This window comes from Armatimonas sp. (assembly GCF_043757465.1).
Lineage (GTDB): Bacteria > Armatimonadota > Armatimonadia > Armatimonadales > Armatimonadaceae > Armatimonas.
In genome coordinates, this window is sequence record NZ_JAYVPL010000018.1 from 1 (window position 1) to 22856 (window position 22856).

General features: G+C 60.5%; 22 protein-coding genes. 15 read left to right on the plus strand and 7 right to left on the minus strand.

The genetic code is table 11. The features are described from left to right. Positions 1-116: 116 nt before the first annotated feature. On the plus strand, positions 117-527 hold the full coding sequence (locus tag ACH2ED_RS02445) for a hypothetical protein (protein ID WP_395088606.1): 411 nt from the start codon (positions 117-119) through the stop codon (positions 525-527). Between the two features lie 72 nt (positions 528-599). Here ACH2ED_RS02445 and ACH2ED_RS02450 read toward each other — a convergent pair whose 3' ends face one another. From ACH2ED_RS02450 to ACH2ED_RS02460, 3 genes are all read right to left on the minus strand, one after another. Next, complete coding sequence (locus ACH2ED_RS02450) at positions 600-1220, minus strand: chloramphenicol phosphotransferase CPT family protein (protein ID WP_395088607.1); 621 nt, start codon at positions 1218-1220, stop codon at positions 600-602. Continuing rightward, a complete protein-coding gene (locus tag ACH2ED_RS02455; RefSeq protein ID WP_395088608.1) occupies positions 1221-1568 on the minus strand; it encodes a thioredoxin family protein in 348 nt (115 codons plus the stop codon). It abuts the gene before it with no gap. 66 nt (positions 1569-1634) lie between these two features. Then, entirely contained in the window at positions 1635-2243 is a 609-nt protein-coding gene (locus ACH2ED_RS02460) for a hypothetical protein (RefSeq protein WP_395088609.1), read from the minus strand. A 262-nt stretch (positions 2244-2505) separates the two neighbouring features. Here ACH2ED_RS02460 and ACH2ED_RS02465 point away from each other — a divergent pair, with 262 nt between their 5' ends. The 4 genes from ACH2ED_RS02465 to ACH2ED_RS02480 are packed head-to-tail and all read left to right on the plus strand — an operon-like array spanning position 2506 to position 8993. Next, entirely contained in the window at positions 2506-4407 is a 1902-nt protein-coding gene (locus tag ACH2ED_RS02465) for a polysaccharide biosynthesis protein (RefSeq protein WP_395088610.1), read from the plus strand. Beyond that, positions 4404-5609, plus strand: a complete 1206-nt coding sequence (locus ACH2ED_RS02470) for a hypothetical protein (RefSeq protein ID WP_395088611.1) — start codon at positions 4404-4406, stop codon at positions 5607-5609. Before ACH2ED_RS02465 ends, ACH2ED_RS02470 begins: the two co-directional genes overlap by 4 nt. Then, on the plus strand, positions 5597-6835 hold the full coding sequence (locus ACH2ED_RS02475) for an esterase/lipase family protein (protein ID WP_395088612.1): 1239 nt from the start codon (positions 5597-5599) through the stop codon (positions 6833-6835). The genes ACH2ED_RS02470 and ACH2ED_RS02475 overlap by 13 nt, the downstream gene beginning before the upstream one ends. A 49-nt stretch (positions 6836-6884) precedes the next feature. Further along, complete coding sequence (locus tag ACH2ED_RS02480) at positions 6885-8993, plus strand: putative bifunctional diguanylate cyclase/phosphodiesterase (RefSeq protein ID WP_395088613.1); 2109 nt, start codon at positions 6885-6887, stop codon at positions 8991-8993. 5 nt (positions 8994-8998) lie between these two features. Here the strand turns inward: ACH2ED_RS02480 and ACH2ED_RS02485 are convergent, their stop codons facing one another. Further along, positions 8999-9826: a DUF697 domain-containing protein gene (locus ACH2ED_RS02485; protein WP_395088614.1), complete on the minus strand. Its 828-nt coding sequence runs from the start codon at positions 9824-9826 to the stop codon at positions 8999-9001. 50 nt (positions 9827-9876) lie between these two features. On the opposite strand from ACH2ED_RS02485, the gene ACH2ED_RS02490 reads away from it, so the two are divergent. Genes ACH2ED_RS02490 through ACH2ED_RS02505 form a run of 4 tightly spaced genes read left to right on the plus strand, consistent with a single transcriptional unit; the run spans position 9877 to position 13286 of the window. Further along, positions 9877-10578, plus strand: a complete 702-nt coding sequence (locus ACH2ED_RS02490; protein WP_395088615.1) for a YqjF family protein — start codon at positions 9877-9879, stop codon at positions 10576-10578. 35 nt (positions 10579-10613) lie between these two features. Continuing rightward, on the plus strand, positions 10614-11186 hold the full coding sequence (locus ACH2ED_RS02495) for a hypothetical protein (protein ID WP_395088616.1): 573 nt from the start codon (positions 10614-10616) through the stop codon (positions 11184-11186). Then, a complete protein-coding gene (locus tag ACH2ED_RS02500; protein ID WP_395088617.1) occupies positions 11183-12337 on the plus strand; it encodes a glycoside hydrolase family 2 TIM barrel-domain containing protein in 1155 nt (384 codons plus the stop codon). Before ACH2ED_RS02495 ends, ACH2ED_RS02500 begins: the two co-directional genes overlap by 4 nt. Positions 12338-12347: 10 nt before the next feature. Then, positions 12348-13286, plus strand: a complete 939-nt coding sequence (locus tag ACH2ED_RS02505; RefSeq protein ID WP_395088618.1) for a CapA family protein — start codon at positions 12348-12350, stop codon at positions 13284-13286. Here ACH2ED_RS02505 and ACH2ED_RS02510 read toward each other — a convergent pair. Beyond that, a complete protein-coding gene (locus ACH2ED_RS02510) occupies positions 13279-13623 on the minus strand; it encodes a hypothetical protein (protein ID WP_395088619.1) in 345 nt (114 codons plus the stop codon). The two genes, ACH2ED_RS02505 and ACH2ED_RS02510, sit on opposite strands and share 8 nt — an antisense overlap. A gap of 107 nt (positions 13624-13730) precedes the next feature. Between ACH2ED_RS02510 and ACH2ED_RS02515 the strand changes: the two genes are divergently transcribed. Genes ACH2ED_RS02515 through ACH2ED_RS02540 form a run of 6 tightly spaced genes read left to right on the plus strand, consistent with a single transcriptional unit; the run spans position 13731 to position 20392 of the window. Continuing rightward, positions 13731-15200, plus strand: a complete 1470-nt coding sequence (locus ACH2ED_RS02515) for a hypothetical protein (RefSeq protein ID WP_395088621.1) — start codon at positions 13731-13733, stop codon at positions 15198-15200. 9 nt (positions 15201-15209) lie between these two features. Further along, positions 15210-15839, plus strand: coding sequence for a hemolysin III family protein (locus ACH2ED_RS02520; protein ID WP_395088623.1), 630 nt, complete (start codon positions 15210-15212; stop codon positions 15837-15839). 31 nt (positions 15840-15870) lie between these two features. After that, positions 15871-16449 (plus strand): ankyrin repeat domain-containing protein, encoded by a 579-nt coding sequence (locus ACH2ED_RS02525; protein ID WP_395088624.1) that lies wholly within the window; start codon positions 15871-15873, stop codon positions 16447-16449. A 1-nt stretch (position 16450) separates the two neighbouring features. Beyond that, the gene (locus ACH2ED_RS02530) at positions 16451-17053 is read left to right on the plus strand and encodes a DUF2141 domain-containing protein (RefSeq protein WP_395088626.1); all 603 of its coding nucleotides are present in this window, start codon (positions 16451-16453) and stop codon (positions 17051-17053) included. Then, positions 17050-19560, plus strand: a complete 2511-nt coding sequence (locus ACH2ED_RS02535) for a glycoside hydrolase family 20 zincin-like fold domain-containing protein (protein ID WP_395088627.1) — start codon at positions 17050-17052, stop codon at positions 19558-19560. Before ACH2ED_RS02530 ends, ACH2ED_RS02535 begins: the two co-directional genes overlap by 4 nt. 7 nt (positions 19561-19567) lie before the next feature. Beyond that, positions 19568-20392 (plus strand): PPK2 family polyphosphate kinase, encoded by an 825-nt coding sequence (locus ACH2ED_RS02540; RefSeq protein WP_395088628.1) that lies wholly within the window; start codon positions 19568-19570, stop codon positions 20390-20392. A gap of 10 nt (positions 20393-20402) precedes the next feature. Here the strand turns inward: ACH2ED_RS02540 and ACH2ED_RS02545 are convergent, their stop codons facing one another. Next, entirely contained in the window at positions 20403-21347 is a 945-nt protein-coding gene (locus ACH2ED_RS02545) for an ABC transporter permease (protein ID WP_309695207.1), read from the minus strand. Next, positions 21344-22834 (minus strand): sugar ABC transporter ATP-binding protein, encoded by a 1491-nt coding sequence (locus ACH2ED_RS02550; RefSeq protein WP_395088629.1) that lies wholly within the window; start codon positions 22832-22834, stop codon positions 21344-21346. The genes ACH2ED_RS02545 and ACH2ED_RS02550 overlap by 4 nt, the downstream gene beginning before the upstream one ends. Positions 22835-22856 lie beyond the last annotated feature (22 nt).

Below are 22856 nucleotides of genomic sequence, written 5' to 3' on the forward strand. Positions count from 1 at the left end.
TGGCATCTGATTTTTCGGGGAGAGAGTTTTGGGTTTTCATAACTCCCTCCATAGCAATTTTGGTTCCATTGGCAAAAAAAGTTACGGGACAAGATTAGGTTCAGGCAAGGCTGTACATGAACCTCGATCAAGTAGAGAAGCGCAGGCTCCGCGCCGAAGCCGCCTTGCTGTGCCCCCAAATCGTCAAGCCCTCACGCGCCAAGAACAAGTACGACGATGTGGTGCTGTATCTGCTGACCTACCACGGCGTGCTCTGTCCGCAGGCCCGCGATCTCTTCTCGGCGGGAAGTGTGGCGCTGCGAACGGACAGCCAGCGGGGCGGAAACTACGTCCAGCGGGCGCGTCAGGACATCGAAAAGGAGATGGAAGCCGCAGCACTTCGTCTGGAAGACTCTCTCTTCATCGAATACTGGGGCAGGAGCATCCCGCCTGAATCTCGTATCGCCGAGTGGCTCCAAGCAGCGGATCGGCTTGCCGAAACCTGGAAACCCTCCGACGTGCTGTTTGCCGCCAGAAAGACAGAGTAAGCACCTGCGCCAGATACGCCGCTGAGATCGGGGATCGGAAATCGTCGGTAATGAAACTCGAGGTTTGCAAATTCATTGGGCGGCGAGCCGAGAGAGAGCCGTGGGGGCCGCTCCCGAGTCGAGGTACTTCCGAATCCGAGTGGCACACGCCTCAGGGGTGAGCTGCGACGTGTCCACTTCCAGATCGTAGACACCGGGCTCGTGCACGGCCTTCTGCCAGAGCGCAACCGCCGGGGGAATCGGTGCACCGGGAAGATCGTAGCCGGTGGCAAGGCGGCGCTCCAAGATCACCTCAAGCGGACAGCGTACCCCAACAAACAGAGCGGGTAAGTCGGTGAGCAGCCGGGCGCACACGGGCAGAATCCCCAGCGGCTGCGAGTAGCTGTCGTGGTGCCCCACATCCACCACCACACTCAGCCCCTCGCGACTATGGGCGGCAATTGCGCCGTAGAGTGCCCGGTAGAGAGGGGGGAGAAACAGCTCCAGATCGGGACGCTCGCCACCGGGCCGCAGGCCCATTCCCGGCTTCAGATGCGCAGGCGTCATCGCCATAAAGTGATCTACCCCAAGGTTCATCCAGACTCCCGGAAAGCTCACCTGAATCGCCGCCGCAAGGCGAGACTTCCCCGAGCGCGGGGTGCCATTGAGGATAATAATCTGTCCGGTAGCCTGTGAAATCACTATGGGTTCCATTTAAATGCTGAGCTGGCTTCGCACCTTAGATATATCCACACTTCCCACCCAGCGCACCACTTCCTGCCCCTCGCGAAACAGCAAGAGGGCCGGGATCGCAAGCACGTCGAAGCGCACGGCGGCGGGCAGTTCCTCGTCCACATTGAGCGTAAAAACACGCAGCTCGCCTTGCAGCTCCCGTGCCAGCGCCTCGAGCTGCGGAGCCAACCTCAGGCACGCGCTGCACCGCGCGGCCCAGAACTCCACCAGCACCGGCACCGCCGACTCCAGTACGTCCTCGTCGAAGGCGTCGCTGTTGGTCGCCTCCGGCGTGCCCGGCCAGTGCGCGATAAATCCCGTCTCGTCCATAAAAACAAAATACCCACCCCCGGTGTTCCCCACCGGATGGGGGCTAGGGGGTGGGCAGGGGTGGGGCTACTTAGGAATCGGCATTCCCATGCTGGTGTAGGCATCCTCGATCGCCTTGATGTCCTCAAGAGCGATCTTATTCTTAGGATCAAGTGCCTTCGCCTTACGCAGAGTCGCGAGAGCCTGCGGGTAGCGCACACGCGGCGGGACGCTCTGGTCGAGCATCTGGCCGTGGCCCAGCCCGGCCATTGCCTGCGCAGCGGCGAGCTTCAGCTTGGCGTCCTTGGGCTTCTTGGCGAGCGCGGCGGCGGCAGCATCGGACTTTTTCTTCAGCTCAGCAACACTAGGGCCTTTAGGGGCTTCGGGTGCCTTAGGAGCGGTTTTCTCGGGTTCGGCAGACTTGGGAGCGGTCCAGCTCTTGGGTTTAGGCTCCGGGTCGGGGCCAACATCCACGCTCGCCTTCTTGGCCTCAGCGGCATCATCGAAGCCCTCGAAGCTGAGATTATGCATCTTGTAGTAGAGCGCACGGTAGCCGAGCTTAGGCGGCGCGGGTGCGTGGCAGTAGGTACATTTCTTGCCTTCTTTTTCAGCAAACGGGGGCTTGGCCTGTGCACCGCTGATCATCAGCGCTAAGGCAACGCCGCTCAGGGCGACGCGGGTGAGAGAACGAATCATGATAAAACCTCCCAAACAGTAGTGTTTGACTTTATTCACTAAGACGATTCGGCAAAACCAGAGTGCATTCCTGCATGAGTTACTAAAATCGTCGCCCTAGCCCCAGAGTCATGCCACTGGGATGGACGCCCTGTGTGCCGGGACGGTAGCTATAGGCAAGCTCGTGTTAAAGTAGTCGTCTTCATTACAAGTAGAGACAACGGCAGGCTATCTTAGGTTGTGACATTAGTGGTAGAATGACCCGGAATTTCCTCTGAAACAAATGCCATTGCCTCCCATTAGCCGACGGATTGTCGGGCAGATACTGATAGATGCCGCGCTGGTAAGTGCGGCAAATCTGGTATCATTTCTGCTCAAGCACGGTTCTTCGAGTCTTCGCTCTGACAACGCCTATCTGCAGACCGTGCTGGTGACACTGCCCGTGCTGGTGACGCTACGTGTGGTGGCTTTCGGGCTTTTCCGGCTCTACCGTATCCGCTGGCGCTACATGTCGGTACACGATCTCAAGACCGTGGCGGGAGCGACGACGCTCTCAACGGTGGTGTTTTACGGCTTTCTGGGAATGCTCGGCGACGGCGTGCCCTGGGTTTATTCCTGGGGGATGCAGATCATAGACTGGGTGCTGACCATCTGCCTACTCTCAGGAGTGCGTATCGGTTACCGGCTCTGGTCGGACAAGAGCTTGGAAACGCCGTCGCTTCCCAGCCAGCGCGCTCTGATTGTCGGGGCAGGGGATGCGGGCGAGACAGTAGCCCGTGAGCTTCTACGTCGCTCCGCTGAGGGTATTGTCCCCGTGGGCTTTGTGGACGATGAACCCAAGCGCCGAGGCACACGTATCCATGGCCTGCCTGTCCTGGGAACCACGCAAGATATTCCCGCCCTCGCGCAAAAAATAGGGGTAGAGGTGATTCTTATCGCGATGCCCAGTGCGGCGGGGAAAACCATCCGTGACATTGTCGCCCGCTGCGAGTCCGTGCCTGCCCGCCTGTGCCTGGTGCCGGATATTACGGATCTGATCGAGGGAAGTAGTGCCACGGGAATCTCGCGCCTCACCTCAATCCGCGCCGTCAAGATCGAGGATCTCCTGCGCCGCGAGCCTGTCCAGACCGACCTGGCAGAGCTGGCGGGGTATCTGAGCGGTCAGCGCGTCCTAGTCACGGGCGCGGGGGGTAGTATCGGCAGCGAGCTCTGTCGCCAGATCGCGGGGCTTAACCCGGCGCGCCTGCTCTTGCTAGGCCGTGGGGAGAACTCGATCTTTGAGATCGAGCAGGAGCTGATCCGTGAGTTTGGGATCGCGCCCATCGCCATTATCGCGGATGTGAAAGATAAGGATCGGTTAGAGGAAGTCTTTCTCGCGGAGCGCCCCACTGTTGTCTTTCATGCCGCGGCGCACAAGCATGTCCCGCTAATGGAGGCCAGCCCCAGCGAGGCGGTGAAGAACAATGTTCTAGGCACGCGCAATATCGCCGAGGTCGCCGCCGCGTGTGGGGTTCGCAAGTTTGTCTATGTCTCCACCGATAAGGCCGTCAACCCGGAGAGTGTCATGGGCGCGACCAAGCGCATCGGCGAGCAGATCGTCTCCAGCCTCTCCCGACAGCATCTGGGCACTGAGTTTGCCGTGGTTCGCTTTGGCAATGTACTCGGCTCACGCGGCTCCGTCGTGCCGACCATGCAGAAGCAAATCGCACGCGGCGGCCCCATCACGGTCACGGATCCGCAGATGACCCGCTACTTCATGACTATCCCCGAAGCCGTTCAGCTTATTCTTCAGGCGGGGGCGATGGGCAAACACGGCGAGACTTTCTTGCTGGATATGGGCGAGCCCGTCCGAATACTAGATCTGGCACGCGACCTCATCCGTCTCTCTGGCCTGCGACCCGATGTGGATATCAAGATCGAGTTCACGGGTGTACGGCCCGGTGAGAAGATCAACGAGGAGCTTCTCTACGCCAGTGAAGCACGCTGCCCCACGGCCCATACCAAGATCTCCGTGAGTGAGAGTGGAACCACCTCGCCGCTGCTCACGACCGTGGTGGATCGCCTTATCCGCCTGGCTTGTGAGGGTGAGCGTGATACCCTCCGCGCGGAGATCCTTCGGGTGGCACGTGGGGAAGTCCCCACGGTGGAGACCGTCTTTGTTGCAGGAACCACTATCCGCCGATGATCCCCTCTGCCCTCACCGATGAGATTGTGGCTCCAAGTGACCCACTCTACGCACGGCTAGCCGCCGCTGCGCGGCTAGGTTTGCTCCCCGGCTGGCAACCCGTAGACTTTCTGCGCGGCGACCGTCTCTTCACCCGCCGCGAGCTGGCTCCTCTGCTGGAAAAACTTCCCCCTAAAACCGAGATTCTCGTTCTGGGCAACGAGCCACGTGCCTTTGCGTACGGCCCCGGCTGGCAGGTACAAGCCACAAAACACGGCATCACGGCGGCGGAGCTAAGCACGAGCTGGCGGGGCTGGGAGCTCTCGGCAGGGCGCAAGCCGCTGCGCTGGGGGCCGGGCTGGACGGGAGGGATGCTCTTCTCCGACTCCGCTCCGCCCCTGGATCGTATCGGTGTGAGCAAGCGTTTTGGCAGTATCACCTTCGAGCAGTTCTACGGCCAGTACTTCGAGCCCGAGGATCTCAGTGCGCCTAAAGACACCGCCAGTGGGACGCGGCGGCACTTGGCGGGCCGACGGCTGACCTTTCAGAATAGCGGCCCGTGGGAGATCTCCGCGGGCGAAGCCATCAAGGCACTCCGCCTCCCCGACCCCGCGTTTGCGGCGGCACTTCCCTGGTATGTTTATGAGCACGACTGGAGCGCTTTGGGCAGTGGGCGCTGGCTCGGGCTGCCGCGCTCGGCGGCGTATAAAAACTCGCTCTGGCTCAACTACATGGCCGATCTGAGTGTCTCGTACCGCCAAAAAGACGGGACACATTTCTTCGCCGAGTACTTGCTGGATGATATCAAGGCCCCCGCGTTTCTCGGCGGCGTCAAGACGACCCCCCAGCGCACGGGACTGCTTCTCGGTGCGGCGGGTGTGCGCGGCCCGCTTGCCTGGCGTGTGGAGACCCTTGATACCAACCGCCGCACCTACCGTAGCGAGGCGCAGGCCAACTGGTGGAACCAAGGCGACTCTCCCCTGGGCCATCCTGCGGGGCCTAATGCCTCCGTCCTCTTTGCCCGCACCGACTACAAGGCCAGTGCGCACCTGTCCGTTGCCCTGGAAGCGGAGCAGCGCCGTCGGCGCGATGCCAGCCAGCTGGGGCCCACGCCTCTCAACCGCCTGACACTCTTCGTCTCGACCACGCTCACCCCGCAGGCCTTCGCGACCGCACGGCTAGAGCGGGACGGCGCACGGCTCACCCTCGGATGGATTCCGTAACGCTCTTTGTGCAAGACCGGGCGGGTCGCCCTCTTGCCAATAAAGCACTGCGTGTTCGGCTTCAGCTCTCCGGCTGGCGGCGGCTTCCCGATGGCAGCCCCCTTCCCTGTCACGACTGTCTCCAACAACAAGTGCGCACCGATGCCCAAGGAAAAGCACACCTCGCACTGGGCTTCGCTTTCGAAGGAACCTGGCGTGCGATACTAACATCGGGAGATGCGCAGATGCTTGCTCTAAGCCAGAGCGAGGACATTCTCACTGTCTTTGAGCCACCAGACCGCTTCCTCGCCGACGGTACGCCGCTCTGGGGGCCGACGCGCGAAAAAAAGGGGCCGGTGGTGCTGGTGTTGATGGGCTTCGACGCGTCCAACGCATTCACCGCCACACAGATGATGCAGCTCATGGCTCCCGTAACCGACCTGATCCGCGCTGCTGGGGGCAGTGTCGCCATCGTGCGGTTCCCGGACTCGCAGCTCCTCCCCGGGACACTGGCACCACGGGCACAGCAGGCGATTCGCACTCTGGCAGCCGACATGCGGGAGCGTGTCTCCGTGGTGGGAATCAGCACGGGGGGGCTCACGGCCCGAATCGCCCTCACGGATCGCTTGCTCCCCGTGCGTACTCTTGTCACCTACGACACTCCCCACCGAGGCGCGAACCTCAATCCGCAGCTCCAGGCCCTGATCCGCCGCTACGCGGGCCCTGGCATGCAGCGCCCGCTAGACAGCCCGATTACCCAAGCGATCCTACGAGACTACGCCACCAAGGTGCACTGGAAAAAACGCGGACTGGCGGACTGGCCCGAGCAGGTCATCACCCGCCCCTGGACACCGCCCTCGCTCCCGGATTGGCCTCGCTGGTGCCGTACGGTGGCGCTGAGCAACGGTTCCCGTCGCGGAGCCAACCACTCCCAGACGCTCCTTCGGCTCTGGCAGCCCTTCCGTCAGGAACGGGTGCTCGCTCGCCCGGCGGATCAGCAGCCGGGCTCTCTACTCTCTGGTCTGGCAGGATTCTCCACAGCGCTTCCCCTGGGAATCGCCGGTGCGGAGATCCGAGAGCTTCCCACTTTTATCCCCACGGAATCCGCCCTCGATGCCCCCGCAGAGACACCGCCGCCTGTAGATGCTTTCTTCAGTGTTCCCGAGGGCGCAACGCCGCTGCTACATGATCAGCTCAGCGAGGCGGCTGCCCGCTTCTTGTTTTATCAAATTTTCCATTCCGTCTAATTTTCCATTCAGTCTAAGTGGTTGTGTCAAAAAAACCATAATCTTAAGGATGACTCCTGAAACCTCGGAATGGATGCTCTGGCTGGGCGCAGCCGCACAAAAAAGCCCGGATCTCTCGTGCCTTCTCGACACGCAGGGCCGGCTGGTCTATCTCAATCCGACGGCAGAACGCTTTTTGCTAGACCCTCACCTTACCCAGATGAGCTGGCTCTCTTCCCAGGAGGAGCTGACTCCCCAGGAATCCGGCCACTGCCCTAAGATTCTCAGTCATCTCGATGCCCTCAAGGAAGCCGCAGCGAATCAAGGCTGGCAAGGTTTTATCAAGATCCAGAGTACTCAGGAGCAAGAAAGCCACGAGACTTGTTTGGCAGCCACACTCGTCCCTCTGGCGGATACCTCCGGTGAGATCACACGCTACCATCTCAGCGCCCATGAGGTGACCGCTCTTGTAGAAAGTACGGGAGTCCATATCACGGACACCCGTTTTGCCCTGATGATGGATCTCATGGATGATATCGTGAGCCTCCACGATACCAACTTCTTCACTCTCTACGCAACTCCCGCTCTCACACGCATCACGGGCCTGTCGGCACGGCAGACAACCGGTAAGTCGGTGTTTCGCTGGATGCACAGTGAGGACAAGCCCCGCGTCATGCAGACGCTGCGACGGCTGCGGCGCACCGGCGAGGCAACCGTTCGGTGGCGGCATGTCTCGCGCCAGGGTGCATGCCAGTGGCTGGAAACACGGATACGCACTCTGGAGGAGAGCTGGACACCAACACGCTACCTCTGCTCTACCCGCGATATCGGCCCCCAGATCGTTAGTGAGGAGCGGGTTCTCTGGCGTGCGCGCCACGATGCTCTGACTGAGCTTCCCAACCGGAACTACTTCATGGAGCAGATCAAGAAGGCATCGGCCACGCTACCTCCGGAGCACCTGCTGGCGATTCTCTTTCTCGACCTGGACGGCTTCAAGCGCATCAACGACTCCCTCGGGCACGAGACAGGCGATACTCTGCTACGTATCGTCGCCCAGCGGCTCCAAGACACCCTGCGTCTGCATGATATGATCGGGCGTATGGGCGGCGATGAGTTCACGATCCTGCTCAACCCGATCCACTCCGCCGACGAAACGGAGATTCTCGTACGCCGTCTGCTTGCCGCGGTCGCTCGCCCCGTTCTGGTAGGCGGCCAAGAGCTGTTCGTCTCCGCCAGTATCGGGGTTAGCCTCTACCCCGACGACGGAATGGATGGCGAGACCCTGGTGCGCCATGCCGATGTCGCGATGTACCAGGCCAAGCAAACGGGCAACAACTTCCGCTACTTTGACCACTCCATGCACGATGCCACCCAGGAACGTCTGCGCCAAGAACGCTGCCTGCGGCGGGCACTGGAGCAGGGTGAGTTTGAGATGCACTACCAGCCGCAGATGAACCCTCGTACAGGGGAAGTCAGTAGTCTGGAAGCTCTCCTACGCTGGAAGCGCCCCAGTGAAGAGGCCCCGATCAGCCCGGCTCGCTTTATCGCCGTGGCCGAGGAGTGTGGCCTCATCGAGCCGCTGGGCTCCTGGATCATGCAAAATGTCTGTGAGCAAGCCGCGGGCTGGCTCACCGAAAATGGCCTCAGCCCTCTGATCGCCGTGAATGTCTCGACAATCCAGCTCACGCAGCCCTGGTTCCTGCGCCGGGTAGAACAAACTCTGGAAGCAACGGGCCTGCCGCCACGCCTTCTGGAGATGGAGATTACCGAGTCTGCACTGCTCGGAAAGGGCGCTGCCGCGCTGAAAACACTGGAGGGCCTCCACGAGCTAGGCATTCGGCTCGCGGTAGACGACTTTGGCACCGGGTACTCCTCGCTGTCCTACCTCCGAGACCTTCCTCTGGACTGCCTGAAGATCGACGCGTCTTTTTTGATAGATTTAGAAGCCCCTCAGACACAGGCAATTATCCGTGCCATCATTGAGCTATCCCATGCGCTCGATCTGGAAGTTGTTGCGGAGGGAGTGGAGCAGGAGAAACAGCGCGCAATTCTGGCAGACTTGAACTGTGACAAGATTCAGGGTTTCTTACTCTCCCCCGCTATCCCAGCCGCCGCCATTCCGGAGTTCTTAAAGCGCCAGAATGAGGAACGAAAAGTCGTCCTCACCCTGGCTGCGTAGAAACCTCAGATTCGACTGAGGAGCTCGGTTTTTTTCTTATCGTACTCCGCCTGCGAGATCGCGCCTTGCTTTAGCAGCTCGTGAAGGGTGGCAAGCTTCTCGACGGCATCGGAAACACTATCTTTACTGCCCTCGCTTGAGGCCCCTGTTGCGGCGCCACCTGCCGCAGACTTACTCATGGGATCGGCGATCTCGGCATCTTTGGCAGTCTTACCCCCTGGCAACTTGACGCCCTTCAGCTTAATGTGCAGCGTATTGGTGAACGACTCCTTCAGCGCGTCTATCCCGGGGTCGCGGCCCTGACGGCATGCCTTGAAGTAGTTCTTGAGCGAGTCACCCGCAGCCCATGCCACGGCGGCAGTGAGCGGCGCTTGAATGGCCACGGAGACAAAGTAGCCACCGGGGATAAACTTAGCGATCTTGGTAGCTGCATACATCGCCCCATACGCGGCTCCTAGAACGGCGCCTGTGGTGGAGGCAATCGCCCAGCCCATCTGCCGAGCACGCTTGGCAGAGACCAGCACCTGGTAGACACCCGAAAGCTCGGTGGTCATCTTGGCAAAAGTCATGGTGACCACGGCAACATCCACGAAGGGCAGAACCGTGGCTGCCGCAGAGACAGTCGTGTAGGTCAGGACGATGGCATTTGCCTTGCGATCCAGCTCGTCCCAGTCGGGCTCCATGTAGCTCATATCTTCATTCCTCATCGGGGGCCAGGGTGTCGGGCCGCGTTTCTTGTCGTCTTCCTCACCACCAAGGGCTTCCTTGACCTTTTTCTTGGCCTGGTCACCTAGCAGCTTGGCAATGGAAAAAATATTATCACTATCCGGCATATTGGTTATTATCCTACCCTCATAGACAGAGAAACGGTATCCTGGGTTGCATGTCGAGAGTCGTGATGCGCCAGGAGTGGGACGCGCTGCTTTTTTTGCACTGGGAGATCTCTCCAGAGCAAGTGCAAGCACGCCTCCCCGAGGGCCTAACCGTAGACACTTTTAGGGGCAAGACCTATCTCGGGCTGGTGCCCTTCACCATGCGCAACGTCCGTCCGGTCTGGTCGCCGCCCGTGTCGTGGCTCTCTCACTTCCATGAGACCAATGTCCGTGTCTATGTTCGGGATAAATCGGGCCGCGCAGGAGTGTATTTTTTCAGTCTGGAGGCCGCCAACCCCATCGCGGTCGAGCTAGCGCGCGGGCTCTTCAAGCTCCCCTACCACTGGGCCAAGATGACGATGGAGCGCACGGGTTCCCAGATTCGCTACTCCAGTGAGCGTCTGAGCCACCCGCCCCGCCCCGCCCACTGCCAGGTGACCTACGGCCCCCAGCCGGGCACCGTGCTGGGCAGGGCAGCCCCTGGCACCGTGGAGCACTTTCTCATCGAGCGCTACACACTCTTCAGTGTCTCGGGCAAAACACTCCTCTCCGGACGGGTCGCACACCCGCCTTACTCGTTCCAGCCCGCTGCGTTTAGCGATCTTAACCAGACTCTCACCCACGCCGCCGGGTTCGCGCTGGACTCGCCGCCGCTACTAGCCCACTACTCCCCCGGCGTGGCCGTGGATATCTACCCCCTAACTCCCGTCTGACGGGGGAATCAGGAGTGGGCGGGTATACTTCCCCCATGTCAACCATTGTCGTGGTGCGCAAGGGCGCTCAGGGGGCGATCGCAGCGGATACGCTCACCAAGTGGGGCAGCCAAAAAGAGAGCGCGGCTTATGTCGCCAATCACCAAAAAGTGATGTCAGTGGGTAAAGGGTTTGTCGCCTACTGTGGGCCGTCGAGTGCGCGCCACATGCTCAAGAACTACTTTGGGAGCCTCAAGACCACGCCCAAGTTCACCGACCCAGAAGACATCTTCGCCACCTGGCTCCTGCTACACCATGCATGCAAAGAGCGCTACTTCCTCAATCCCAATGAGGACACGTCGGACTCGGTGGAGTCCACGCGCTTCGATACCCTGATCGCCAGCCCTCACGGGATTTTCGGGGTCGGCTCCCACCGGCTGGTGCAGGAGTTCACGCGCTTCTACGCCTACGGCAGCGGGATGGAGTACGCCATGGGTGCGCTCTGGGCGCTCTACGACGACCCCGCGCTGGATGCCGAGGCGCTGGCGACCAAGGCCATCGAAGCCGCCGCCGAGTTCAACGATGCCACCGGTCTGCCGGTAATCTGCCATACGGTGAGGCTAGTATGAAAACAAGCATAGAGAAAACAACGGCGGGCTGGCGACTGCTACGCGGCGACAAGCCCTATTTTGTCCGGGGCGCGGGCGGGGCGCACTACCTGGAGGAGCTCGTGGCGGCAGGGGGAAACTCCCTGCGTACCTGGGGTGCTGACGAAGTCGGGGGAATGCTGGACAAGTGCCAGCGCCTAGGCCTGACCACCACGGTAGGAATCTGGCTAGGCCACAAAGAACACGGCTTCCGCTACACCGACCCCAAAGCCGTCGCCGGGCAGTTCGATGCGATCTGCGGCCATGTCTCCCGCGACAAGAACCACCCGGCGCTGCTCTGCTGGGCACTGGGCAATGAGATGGAAAACGGCCTCGACGACAGCGAGACGGAGGCGATGTGGAAGCATGTCGAGCAAGCGGCGCAGTACATTCACAAGACCGACCCCGACCACCTCACGATGACCGTGGTGGCGGAGATTAGTGACAAGAAGCTGGCGCAGCTCAAGACATTGGCGCCATCGGTTGATATTCTGGGAGTCAATGCCTACGGCGGCGCGGCGAGCCTGCCCGAGCGTCTCAAAAAAGCGGGCTGGACAAAGCCCTACATCCTCACCGAGTTCGGGCCGCTGGGGCCGTGGGAAGTGGGCAAGACGGAGTGGGGCGCGGCGCGCGAGGCCACTAGCACGGAGAAGGGCAAGCGCTACGCCGAGACCTATGCAAAGGGAGTCGCCGGACAGCCGACCTGCCTGGGGAGCTATGTCTTCCTCTGGGACGACAAGCTGGAGGCGACTCCAACCTGGTTTGGGATGTTTCTGCCTAAAACCGGCGAGAGACTAGCCGCCGTTGATGCACTCTCGCAAGCCTGGACCGGCAAGCCTGTGGCAAAGCCCTGCCCCGAGCTGGTGAGCCTGAGTAGCGCCGCTGAGGGCAAGAGTGTCGCGCCCGGCTCGCCCCTCTCCGCCACACTCACACTCCGCACCACCGAGCCGGTGCAAGTACGCTGGGAGCTGCGCCGGGAGAACAATACCTGGCTCACCGAGCTTCCCGGCGCGGCGGGCAAGCCGTTCACCCTGCCCGTCCCCACGGAGCCCGGTGCGTACAGGCTCTTTGTCTATGTCCGTGATAGCAGCGGCGGCGCGGCGACGGCTAATTTTCCGTTTCAAGTGAAGTAGGGATAAACACATGCCTCTGACAATTGCCGCAGTGGGAGATATTATGCTGGGAAGCGACTGGCCCTCGCCCAATCTGCCCCGCAAGAATATTCTGCTGCCCGCCGCAGCGCTTCTCAAAGCCGCCGATATCGCTTTTGGGAACTTAGAAGGGCCACTCTGCGACGGTGGCACGGTGACACCCGGCAAGGCCAACGCTGCGCACAGCTACGCCTTCCGCACCCCGACCAAGTACGGCAAGTGGCTCCAGGAGGCGGGCTTTGATGTACTCTCGGTCGCTAACAACCACGCCAGCGATTTTCAGGGCACGGGCCGCACGCAGACACTCCGAACGCTAGAGCGCCTTCAAATCGCGGCGGCGGGTGCCAGCGGCGCGGCCACTCTGATGAAGGGTGTCGCGTTTCTGGGATTCGCCACGAACCAGGTCTCGCCCAATCTCAACGCAATCGCGGCGGCGCAGGCACTTGTCCGCCAGGCGAAAAAGACCAGTGCACGGGTGGTAGTCTCGTTTCACGGCGGTGCCGAGGGCGCAGCGTACCAGCACGTCCCCCGTGGCGGCGAGTCGTTCTACGGCGAGTCACGCGGCGATCTACGAAGATTTGCGCATGCCGTAATTGATGCGGGAGCCTGCCTGGTGATCGGGCACGGCCCTCATGTGCTGCGGGGTCTGGAGCTCTACAAAGAGCACCTCATCGCCTACTCACTGGGCAACTTCGCCACCTACGGACGCATGAGCCTGAGTGGGCCAGGCGGTGTGACCTGTGTTTTAAGTGCCACCCTCGATGATGCCGGAAAGTTTGTGCGTGGGCGCATTCACCCCCTGCTCCAGCGCGCCCCGGGTGGACCGCAGCTCGATCCAAAGAAACAGGCGATCGGGCTAATTAAGGCACTCTCCCAGACAGACTTTGGCAAGAGTGCCCCCCGCATCGCCCCCGACGGGCAGTTCACTTAGGCGCTGTTTTCTCAGCGCTTTTGAGGCCTTTAGTCAGCTCTCCGACAGCCGCACCAAAGAACTCGCCCACCACACGTTCAGGCACTTCAGCAGTGTCGTCTTTTACGAGTGGCTCACCCAGAGTGAAGCCCGTGCTACTGGGTTTATTGTCCTTGAGCATGGTCACAAGATTTGGTCGCGCCGCCTGCGTGGCAACGGACTGCGCTTTGTTCACATCGCCCTGGTTCATCGCCGCAAGAAATGTCCGAGCGGACTCACGCGCTCGAGATGTGTCACTGGCACAGCCACAAGAGAGGCAGCAAATAAGAGCTGCTGTGGGTAGGAGAAGTACACGCATAGCAAAAACCTCCGCAGTATCCGACACGAGGCCGCATAAAAGGTTGCAGTGGGGTACAAATAAGGAACTTAGCCGCGCATAATTACGGTATACTTAAGGATATTGTTATGCGACCTGTTATTCCTCTCTCTCTTGCTTTAACCGCCGCAACCGCAGGCGGTATCTTCGTCCACAAAACGCAGGCCGCTCAGGCACCACCGCTCTTTACCGAGATCGAGCGCAAGGCACTGGTGACATACTGGAACGCACCGGGGCGCTACTCCGTGGAGGTTGCGCCCGTTGCTCCTGGCAAACCAGGTCCGTGGGCCGTGCGCCTCACCCCTGAGGGCTCGAGCTGGTTCTTAACCTACCAGCGTGCCGTTCTCGGTGGCAAGAAGATTCCCCCGAGCCAGACAGCCAAGGGCGGCGTGGCGGAGTGGGAGAGCTGGATAGATGCCAAGATCGCCTGGGATAAGTTCCAGGCACAAAAGCTCGCGGATGCCGCCAATGGTGCCAATACAGTCACCGTGGCCTCGGCGGGACCGTCGCCGATGCCGAAGCCACAGGCGATGCCATCGTATCCGGGCCCAGCACCCGCCGCACTCTTAGCCGCCGCCGGGAACCCACCCGCCGCATTTCACAGCGCGATCACGCCGATGCAGTACACGATCCGCTTCGACGACAACGACGAGCCCTATATCTACCGAGACAATGTGCGCTTCGACAAAGATCGCTTCGCTTATTATAGGTTTGCCAAGGGCGTGGTCTCCTACGGAAAGCGCGTCAAAGACATCCCGGAGACCGAGCTTGCGATTCTCTTTAACGAGGCGGGCTTCTCCGCCTGTGAGCGCAAGTGCTTTGCACAGGTCAGCGCATTGGAGGGTGGCTTCGAGACCACCCAGACCTACGACACGGGCTACGTCTCCGTGGGATTTATCCAGTTCGTCACGATGGCTGATGGCAGCGGCGAGCAGGATATCTGCAAGGCGCTCGCCCTAGAGAAAAAAGAGAACCCAGCGGCGTTTCAGCAGGACTTCCGCCAGTTCGGCCTCGATATCCAGACCGACCGCACTCTCACCGTCGTGGATCCGGCAACCGGCGCGGAGCTCTCGGGCAAGGACGCCGTCACGAAGATCATCGAGGATAAGCGCCTCACCGCGATCTGGCAGCGCGCGGGCCGTCGCAGTGCCGCCTACCGCGTGGCACAGATCAAGCAGGCCAAGGCATCGTACTGGCCCGAGAACGACCCAATCAGCGTGCCCCTAGCCGATGGTACCAAGCTCACGGGAACCATCAGCGATGTGATTAAGAGCGAGGCGGGGCTGGCGACACTGCTCGACCGCAAGATCAACACCGGAAACATTCGACCTTTTGTAGATATCGTCGCCAAGGTGATGGCCGACAACAAGCTCAAGACCCTCGCGCAAGCCACTAAGTACGAGAAACCGATTGTGGCGGAATTGACCTACCGTCGGAGCTTTTTAGAGGAACCGACACTCGGTCAGCCGCCTGCGCCGCCCTCGCCTAAACCGACCCGGACCGCCCAGGTGAGCCGTTTCGATCTTTTTGGCTGGCTAAGAGACCTACTTCGCCGGTAGAATAAAATCATGAAGCTCAAAGATCCGTTCTCCGGACTCTCGCATGGTATCGGTGCCCTGCTAGGTGTGGCGGCACTCGTCTTGCTGCTGGTCTGGTCACGCGGCGAGCCTTGGCGCGCGACGGCGTTCTCGATCTATGGCGTGACCCTGATCCTGCTCTTCACGGGCAGCGCTCTCTATCATAGCCTGCGCGTCCCAGAGAAAATCGAGAGCATTCTCTATGGCCTGGATCGCACGGGGATCTACTTGCTCATCGCGGGTACCTACACCCCGCTCTGCCTCTTGCCGCTACGGGGCGGCTGGGGCTGGACACTATTTGGGATCATCTGGGGCCTGGCCGTTATTGGGATTGTTGTAGACTGGGCCCTCAAACAACGCGTCCCTCACTGGCTTCAAGCGCTTTTGTTTATTCTCATGGGCTGGGTTTTTCTTATCGCCATCGTCCCTATCGTCAAGACCCTCTCGCTGACAGCGCTCTTCTGGCTCGGACTGGGTGGTCTGATCTACAGTATCGGCGGAGCGATCTGTGTGAAGCACCCCAACCCCAAGCCAGGCCGCGCCTTCCACTACCACGATCTGTGGCACGTGATGGTAATGGCCGCAAGCGCCTGCCACTTTGTCTTCATGAGCCTGCTTTAATACCTTCTTTTATTAGGGGTAGAATGGCACTATGACGGAATCAGAGTTTTTAGCGGCAGCAACGAAAGGCGATGAAACGGCGGCCCGTGAGGCGCTTATCGCCAACCCCGCGCTTGCCAGCGCCTCCACTCCAGACGGTATGCCCGTCTCACTTCTGGCGCTCTACCACGGGCGAAAAGCTCTGGCAGAGCGGATTGGTGAGGCTCGGTGCGAAACGCTCTCGATCTTCGAGGCCGCCGCACTGGGCCGAATTCGCGATGTTTCCGTGCTACTCCACCTGCACCGGGATCGGGCGCTGGAAGTCTCCCACGATGGCTTTACTGCCCTGCACCTTGCGGCGTTTTTTGGGCACCACTACTGCGCCAAGCTGCTCCTCGAAGAGCACGCCGATCCCAACGCGGTAAGCGAAAATGCGATGCGCCTGACACCGCTCCACTCCGCCGTTGCCGATAAGCCCGAGTCCGTGGTCGCCCCCCTAGTGGCGCTCTTGCTCAATGCAAAAGCCAATCCCAACGCCATGCAGGCCGATGGCTTCACCCCACTCAAGGCAGCCCAGCAAAACGGCCATGCCCAGGTGGAGAAGCTCCTGCGAGCCAAGGGCGCGGTGTGAGATGCAAAAGGGCATCCTCACTATTGAGCTAACGCGCGATGACCTAGAGCTCTTGCTAACGCTCCCGGAGAAATACGATCCCGCCCGCGCGTGGCCTCTCCAGATGGAGGGAGAGAGCACCAAAGCCATCGTCCTACGTGCTGCTCCAAAGTTCCTAGAAAAAGCCATTGTCTGGGTGAAAACCCACTACCCTGTCACACCCAGTGAGGGGGAGAAGCTCCAGGAGACGGCACTCAGGGTGGAGGTGACGGGGCTGCGTAGCACCAAGGGCCAGGTGGTCTACTCGCTCTTCTCTGGCCCGGAGGGCTTCCCAGATAAGGCAGAGAAGGCAATTGCCAGTGGGCAGTGCGCCCTCAGCGAGGACAAAACCGCTCGTTTTGTCTTGCCCAAGCTTGCACCAGGAGTCTATGCAGTGACACTGTTTCACGATGAGAACAGCAACGGGAAGCTGGACACCAAGACTTTCGGGATTCCCAAAGAAGGCTTTGGTTTCTCCAACGATCCCAAGATTCGTATGGGACCACCCCGCTTCAAAGACACAGCGTTTACAATCACAGGAGCAGGCGCTGAGCGCACGGTTACGATTAAGGTAGTGCACCTATGAACGCAATTACTGTAGGTCGTGTCACGGTGGGCTGGACTCCCGCCAATGGTCTAAATGTCGCTTTGGATGGTGTTCCTGTGATCCGTCGCTCGACTTTTTATCTGGTAAAAGCGGGCTGGAGCGGGGTGCTCTTCAATCCCACTACCATGCGTTGGATCGAAACTCCCTGGCACAAAGTCGGCCAGAGCTGGCTTGCCGAAGCGAGCGCGGAGAATGAGAGTGCCTTCGTTGCGTTCGAGTGGCTCGTCACCGAGCACGCAGTTACCACGACCCTGCGCTACCGCCTGAAATCCGACATCCCTGCCGAGATCGAGTGGGCGGCGGGCTACGTGAATGCGAATCTATTGGCAGGCACGGCTGTCAGCGGTGACACGCACCTGACCACCGTCCCACTCACCCCGCTCACCGGTTCTCAGGAGGAGCGTCGGCTTGGGCTCTTCTTTACCCGGCTCGCTTTTCAGACAAAGCTTGGGCAAGTCACCTTGGGCTGGCATGGCAGAGAGAAACCCGTCTGTTTCGATGCCCGCAAGGAGCCTTCGGAGTGGGCGCAGGCCGCCCCGATTTTTTGGTTGGGACTGGGCTCCCCTCCCCGTCCGGTGCGCTTCACCGACGGTGAGCAAACCGCTACCCTCACTCTCTCCTTTGCCCCTCTTCCCAACGAGCAACGAGTGACTAGGGGAAGAGGGGGTGCCCTTCAGGGCGGGGGAGATGGCCGCCACAATGTCTTTCTCCCACAGGCCGCCAAAGTGCCGCTGGTGATCCCAACGCCCAAGAAACTCACTGTTACGGGCCCACCCGTGCGCCTAACAGAGAAGACCCGGATCGAGGTTCTCGGCCCCGGAGCCGAGCGCGCAAGAGCGCTTCTCAACGATTCTCTCGTTCCCGTGTCCCAGGAAGCGAGAGGAGTGGTGGTAGGGAAGCGTGCAACAGCGGCGGGGAGCCGTCCGGAGTCCTACAGCGTCTCTGTTCGCAAAGAGCGTATTCGGCTAACCGGCAGCGACGAAGCCGGGACACTCTGGGCAGCGCAGACATTTCTCCAGCTCATTGATACCGATGAACGTGGGCAGGTCGTTCACTCCGTGGAGATCGAGGACTGGCCGACTCTGGGTTTTCGCGGCGTCCATCTCTTCCATGGACAGAATGCGCTACCATTCCATAAAAAGCTCATCTCCCGCCTCTACTCGCCCTTTAAGCTCAATCACTTAGTCATTCAGTGCGAGCAGCTCAAGTGGGAGAGCGATCCGTCGGTGGCTCCAAGCTGGGGTGGTACCAAGGCGGCGATCAAAGAGGAAGTGGCGTTTGCAAAAGCGCACGAAGTGACACTGACGCCGCTCGTGCAGAGCTACGGGCACATGGAGTGGCTCTTCAACAAGCCGCAGAACCGGGCGTTTGCAGAGGATCCCGAGCTGCCCTACGCCGTGAATATCTCCAATCCCGCTGCCGTCGGGTATCTAGAGCGCCTGGTCGCGGAGGCCGATGACTTGTTCGGAGCCCCCGCGTTCCATGCGGGGCTCGATGAAGTGACCATGCGCGGTCGCTTCCCGTTTCGCTCAGCCCCGCGCACTTTTTCGGAGCTTTTTGTGAGCAACGCCAAGCACTGGCACGCTTTTCATCGCAAGCGTGGCAAAGAAATGTGGATGTGGGCCGATATGGCGCTGCATCCCTCGGAAGTCGCGCCTTGCTTTGGCACGGCACCGAGCGTCGCCGATGCGAAGGCACTTCGTGACAACCTGCCTAAAGATATCGTGATGTTCGACTGGCAGTACGGGGCGCACGACAAATTCCCGTCGCTGAAGACACTGCGCGAGGCGGGTTTCGCCAAAGTCGTAGCCTGCACTTGGTTCAACCCAGGTAATGTGGCAAATTTCTCCAAAGCCGCTGCGGAGGTAGGAGCCTGGGGGGGCTTGCAGACGACCTGGTGTGGCTATGAGTCCAAGGCCGAGGTGGCCGATGGCCCGGAGCGGCGGCAGTTTGTGGCGATGGTGCTGGCAGCGGAGCACTTCTGGAACGGCGGCGTGACCAAGCCTAGCTGGGATGCAGGGGAAATCTTCACCCGGCTGTGGAGCGAGAATAAAAACAAACCACAAGCACCTCGTGCGGGCTCGGTCGCGGTGCTTCCTGGCAAAGCCCGCGAGGCACGCCTGAGCGATGGCGTTCTCTATCGTCTGTCGTCGGTGCTGCTTGCCGGAAAGCTCACCGAACCCGCGCCGCTCTCGCTCACACTGGAGCTACCGGGGAGCGAGCTGCGGCTAATCGTCGCGGCCACGCATAAAACCGAGCGCGGTACGAAAGTGGGCGCGGTGACGGTTCAGGGGAAAGAGACCGCGCTAGTCTATGGAGTTAATATCGCTGCAGACGGCGATCCGAGCGCACTCTCTGATCCTAGTGCTCGCACGGTTGCTCCCGGTCTGCGGAGCCTGACGGTTTCGGGAGGAGGCAAGCTCACGATCACCAGCGCAAACGGTGAGTCTGGGCTGATCGTCCATGCCGTCACGGGGTTGGTATAATCCCCCCATGTTGTGCGAAAAATTTGACAATCCCGGTAAGGTGAGCTTTACCACGATCCCGACCAAGCGTGATGGTGACATGACCGAAGCGCAGGCGCTAGTGCGCTTTGCCAAGCAAGCTCTGGAGCTAGGCAAGCTTCAGGAATTGCTCTCTGCCGCCGGAACCCACGCGCTTCTCGTGGTGCTTCAGGGGCGGGATGCCTCGGGCAAAGACGGAGCGATAAAAGGTGTGGCGGGCGCGATGAACCCTGGGGGAACACGTGTGGCGGCGTTTAAAGTGCCGACCCCTGAGGAGCGTGCCCATGACTTTCTCTGGCGCATCCACAAGCAGACCCCCGGCAAGGGCGAGGTAGTCTTCTTTAATCGCAGCCAGTACGAAGACATTCTGGTGGTGCGCGTCCACAATCTCGCGCCCGAGGCGATCTGGGAGAAGCGCTACGAGGATATCAATAACTTTGAGAACTTGCTCACCGACAACAATGTGATCGTGGTGAAGTTCTTCTTGCATGTGAGCAAAGACGAGCAAGAGAAGCGGCTTTTAGAGCGTGAGTCCAACTCCGAGAAATCCTGGAAACTGAACCCCAGCGACTGGACAGAGCGCAGCTTCTGGGACGACTACAGCGCGGCCTACGATGATGTGCTGGAGCGCTGCTCCACCCCGGAGGCCCCCTGGTACGTGGTTCCCGCCGACAACAAGTGGTTCCGAAATGTCGCCATGGCCGAGGTACTGATCGAGACCCTCAAGCCTTACAAAGCAGGCTGGAAGGCCGCGCTGGAGAAACTCGGAGCGGAACAGAAAATCGCACTGGAGAAGATTCGAGCCGGACAATAGTAGCGCCCGGCTAGCCGAGCTTGCGAAGTTTCTGATCAAACGCCACAGCTCCGATAATCAGCAGGCCGATATAGATGTTCTGGTCGAACGGGTCTACGCCCAGCAGATTCGAGCCATTGCGCAGAACTGCTATGAGCAACGCTCCAAGAAGCGTGCCCGAGACACGGCCCTCGCCGCCTGCCAGGCTCGCGCCACCAACAACGACAGCAGTGACGACATCAAGCTCGTAGCCACTGCCGCCCGTGGGGTTGCCGGAGCTGAGGCGGGCGGACTCCACAAGCCCCGCGAGGCCCGCCAGTGCCCCCCCGATGGCATAGACCGCAAGCTGTACCCGCTCCACGGGAACACCCGAGACACGGGCGGCCTCGGCGTTGGAGCCAATAGCGTAGACATAGCGGCCCAGCTTGGTGTAGTGCAAGATAAAGGCGATCAGCCCAGCCACCACCACCACCAGAATAAGCGGCATCGGGACTCCCAGCACCTTACCCGCAGCCAAGGCATTGAAAGTGTCGGGCGTCCCATCCACCGTGACGCCCTTGGCAATCCGTAAAGTGACGCCGCGTGCGACGAGTAGCATCCCGAGGCTGGCGATAAAGGCGGGGACTTTCATCTTTGTGACAATCACCCCGACCAGCCCGCCCGAGAGCGCCCCGATTCCGATCCCCGCTAGAATTCCCAGCGGCACCGACCAGCCGGACTTCACCATTAAGTATGCGGAAGTGACGCCCGAGAGCGCGAGCACGCTGCCCACGGAGAGATCAATGCCTCCCGCGATAATCACCAGTGTCGCCCCCATCCCGATCAGCAGTAAGTAAGCGTACTGCCCTGTCACGCCGTAGAGGTTGTCTAGGCTCAGAAACGACTGGTGCCCGGTAGCCTGCGGCACGCGAATGGCAAAGAAAATGCAGAGTAAAAGAAGCGAAACAGCAGGCAGTAAGCGCTTAGCAAGTGTCATAGTGCGATATCTTTTCCGGTCATCATAAAGTGCAGCACGCGGTCAGGCGTGGCATCGGCGCGGGCAATGTCAGCCACTAAGCGCCCCTGGAAGAGCACCAGAATCCGGTCGCTCATCCCGAGAAGCTCAGGAAGCTCGGAGGAAACCAGCACGATGGTTGCGCCCTCACGGGTGATAGCGTTCATCTGCTCGTAGATCTCAACCTTGCTCCCCACATCCACACCACGCGTCGGCTCATCAAAGAGCAAGACCGATGAGCCCGCATGGAGCCAGCGCCCGAGCACTCCTTTTTGTTGGTTGCCGCCCGAGAGCGTCCCCATGAGTGTTTCCGTGCTCGAAGTCTTGATCCGCAGACGCTCGATCTCGGCCTTGGTCGCGGCTTTGTCTGGGCCATGGGAGAGCCACGGCCCCGGCGCGATCTTCTCCAGCCCCGCAAGAGTTACATTGTGACGTACCGGCAAGCCCAGCGCCAGCCCTGTGCGCTTACGGTCTTCCGTGAGCATCCCGACGCCCGCCTTGATCGCCGCCCGTGGGCCTTTATTGAGCGGCAGTGGCTTGCCGTCCACAAAGACGGTTCCAGCCATGTGCCGCAAGCCAAAGATCGCCTCCAAAAGCTCCGTGCGCCCGGCTCCCATTAATCCGGCGATCCCGACCACTTCTCCGGCAGAGGTCGCGAACTGCACGCCATCCAGATCCACTTTGAGCCGCTCCGCACCGGGGGCGATGGGTTTCCGGGGGTAAAAGTCTGAGAGCTCTCGCCCCACCATGGCACGCACCACGGTGGAGGTATCCGTCTCGCTAATATTGGCCTCGTAGACCTTCAGGCCATCACGGAGCACCACCACTCTGTCGCACAGCACGAAGCACTCCGGTAGTCTGTGGCTGACAAAAACCATCCCGATGCCACGCTCTCGCAGTGCGCGCAGTGTGGTGAACAGCTCCTCGATCTCTTTCTCACCCAGCGACGATGTCGGTTCATCTAAGAGTAGTAGCTTCGCTTCCTCGGAGAGTGCCTTGCAAATTTCTACCGCCTGTCGCTGCGCCGGACCAAGCGTCCCCACCAGTGCATCGGGGTTAAGATCAAAGCCGTGGCCCGTTAAAAGCCTTTGTGCCTTCTCACGCATCGCCTTGTGATCCAGCAAGCCACTGCGCATCGGCTCCGCGCCTAGATAAATATTCGCGGCCACACTCAAGTGCGGCGCAAGATTCAGCTCCTGATAGACCGTCCGAATCCCTAAATCACGCGCCTTCGCGGGAGAGTCTAAAGTCACTGGCTGTCCGTACCAGCGCACCTCGCCCGCCGTGGGGGTGTGCACGCCCGTGATAGCCTTGAGCAGCGTGGACTTGCCCGCCCCGTTCTCGCCCAGCAGCGCGACGATCTCTCCGGGGCGCACCTCAAAGTCCACGCCCTTGAGCGCCTTGACCTCGGTTCCAAAGGACTTCTCGATCCCGCGCATGGTCAAGATCGGTTCGTTAGATGACATCATAATAAAATATACCTATTAAACG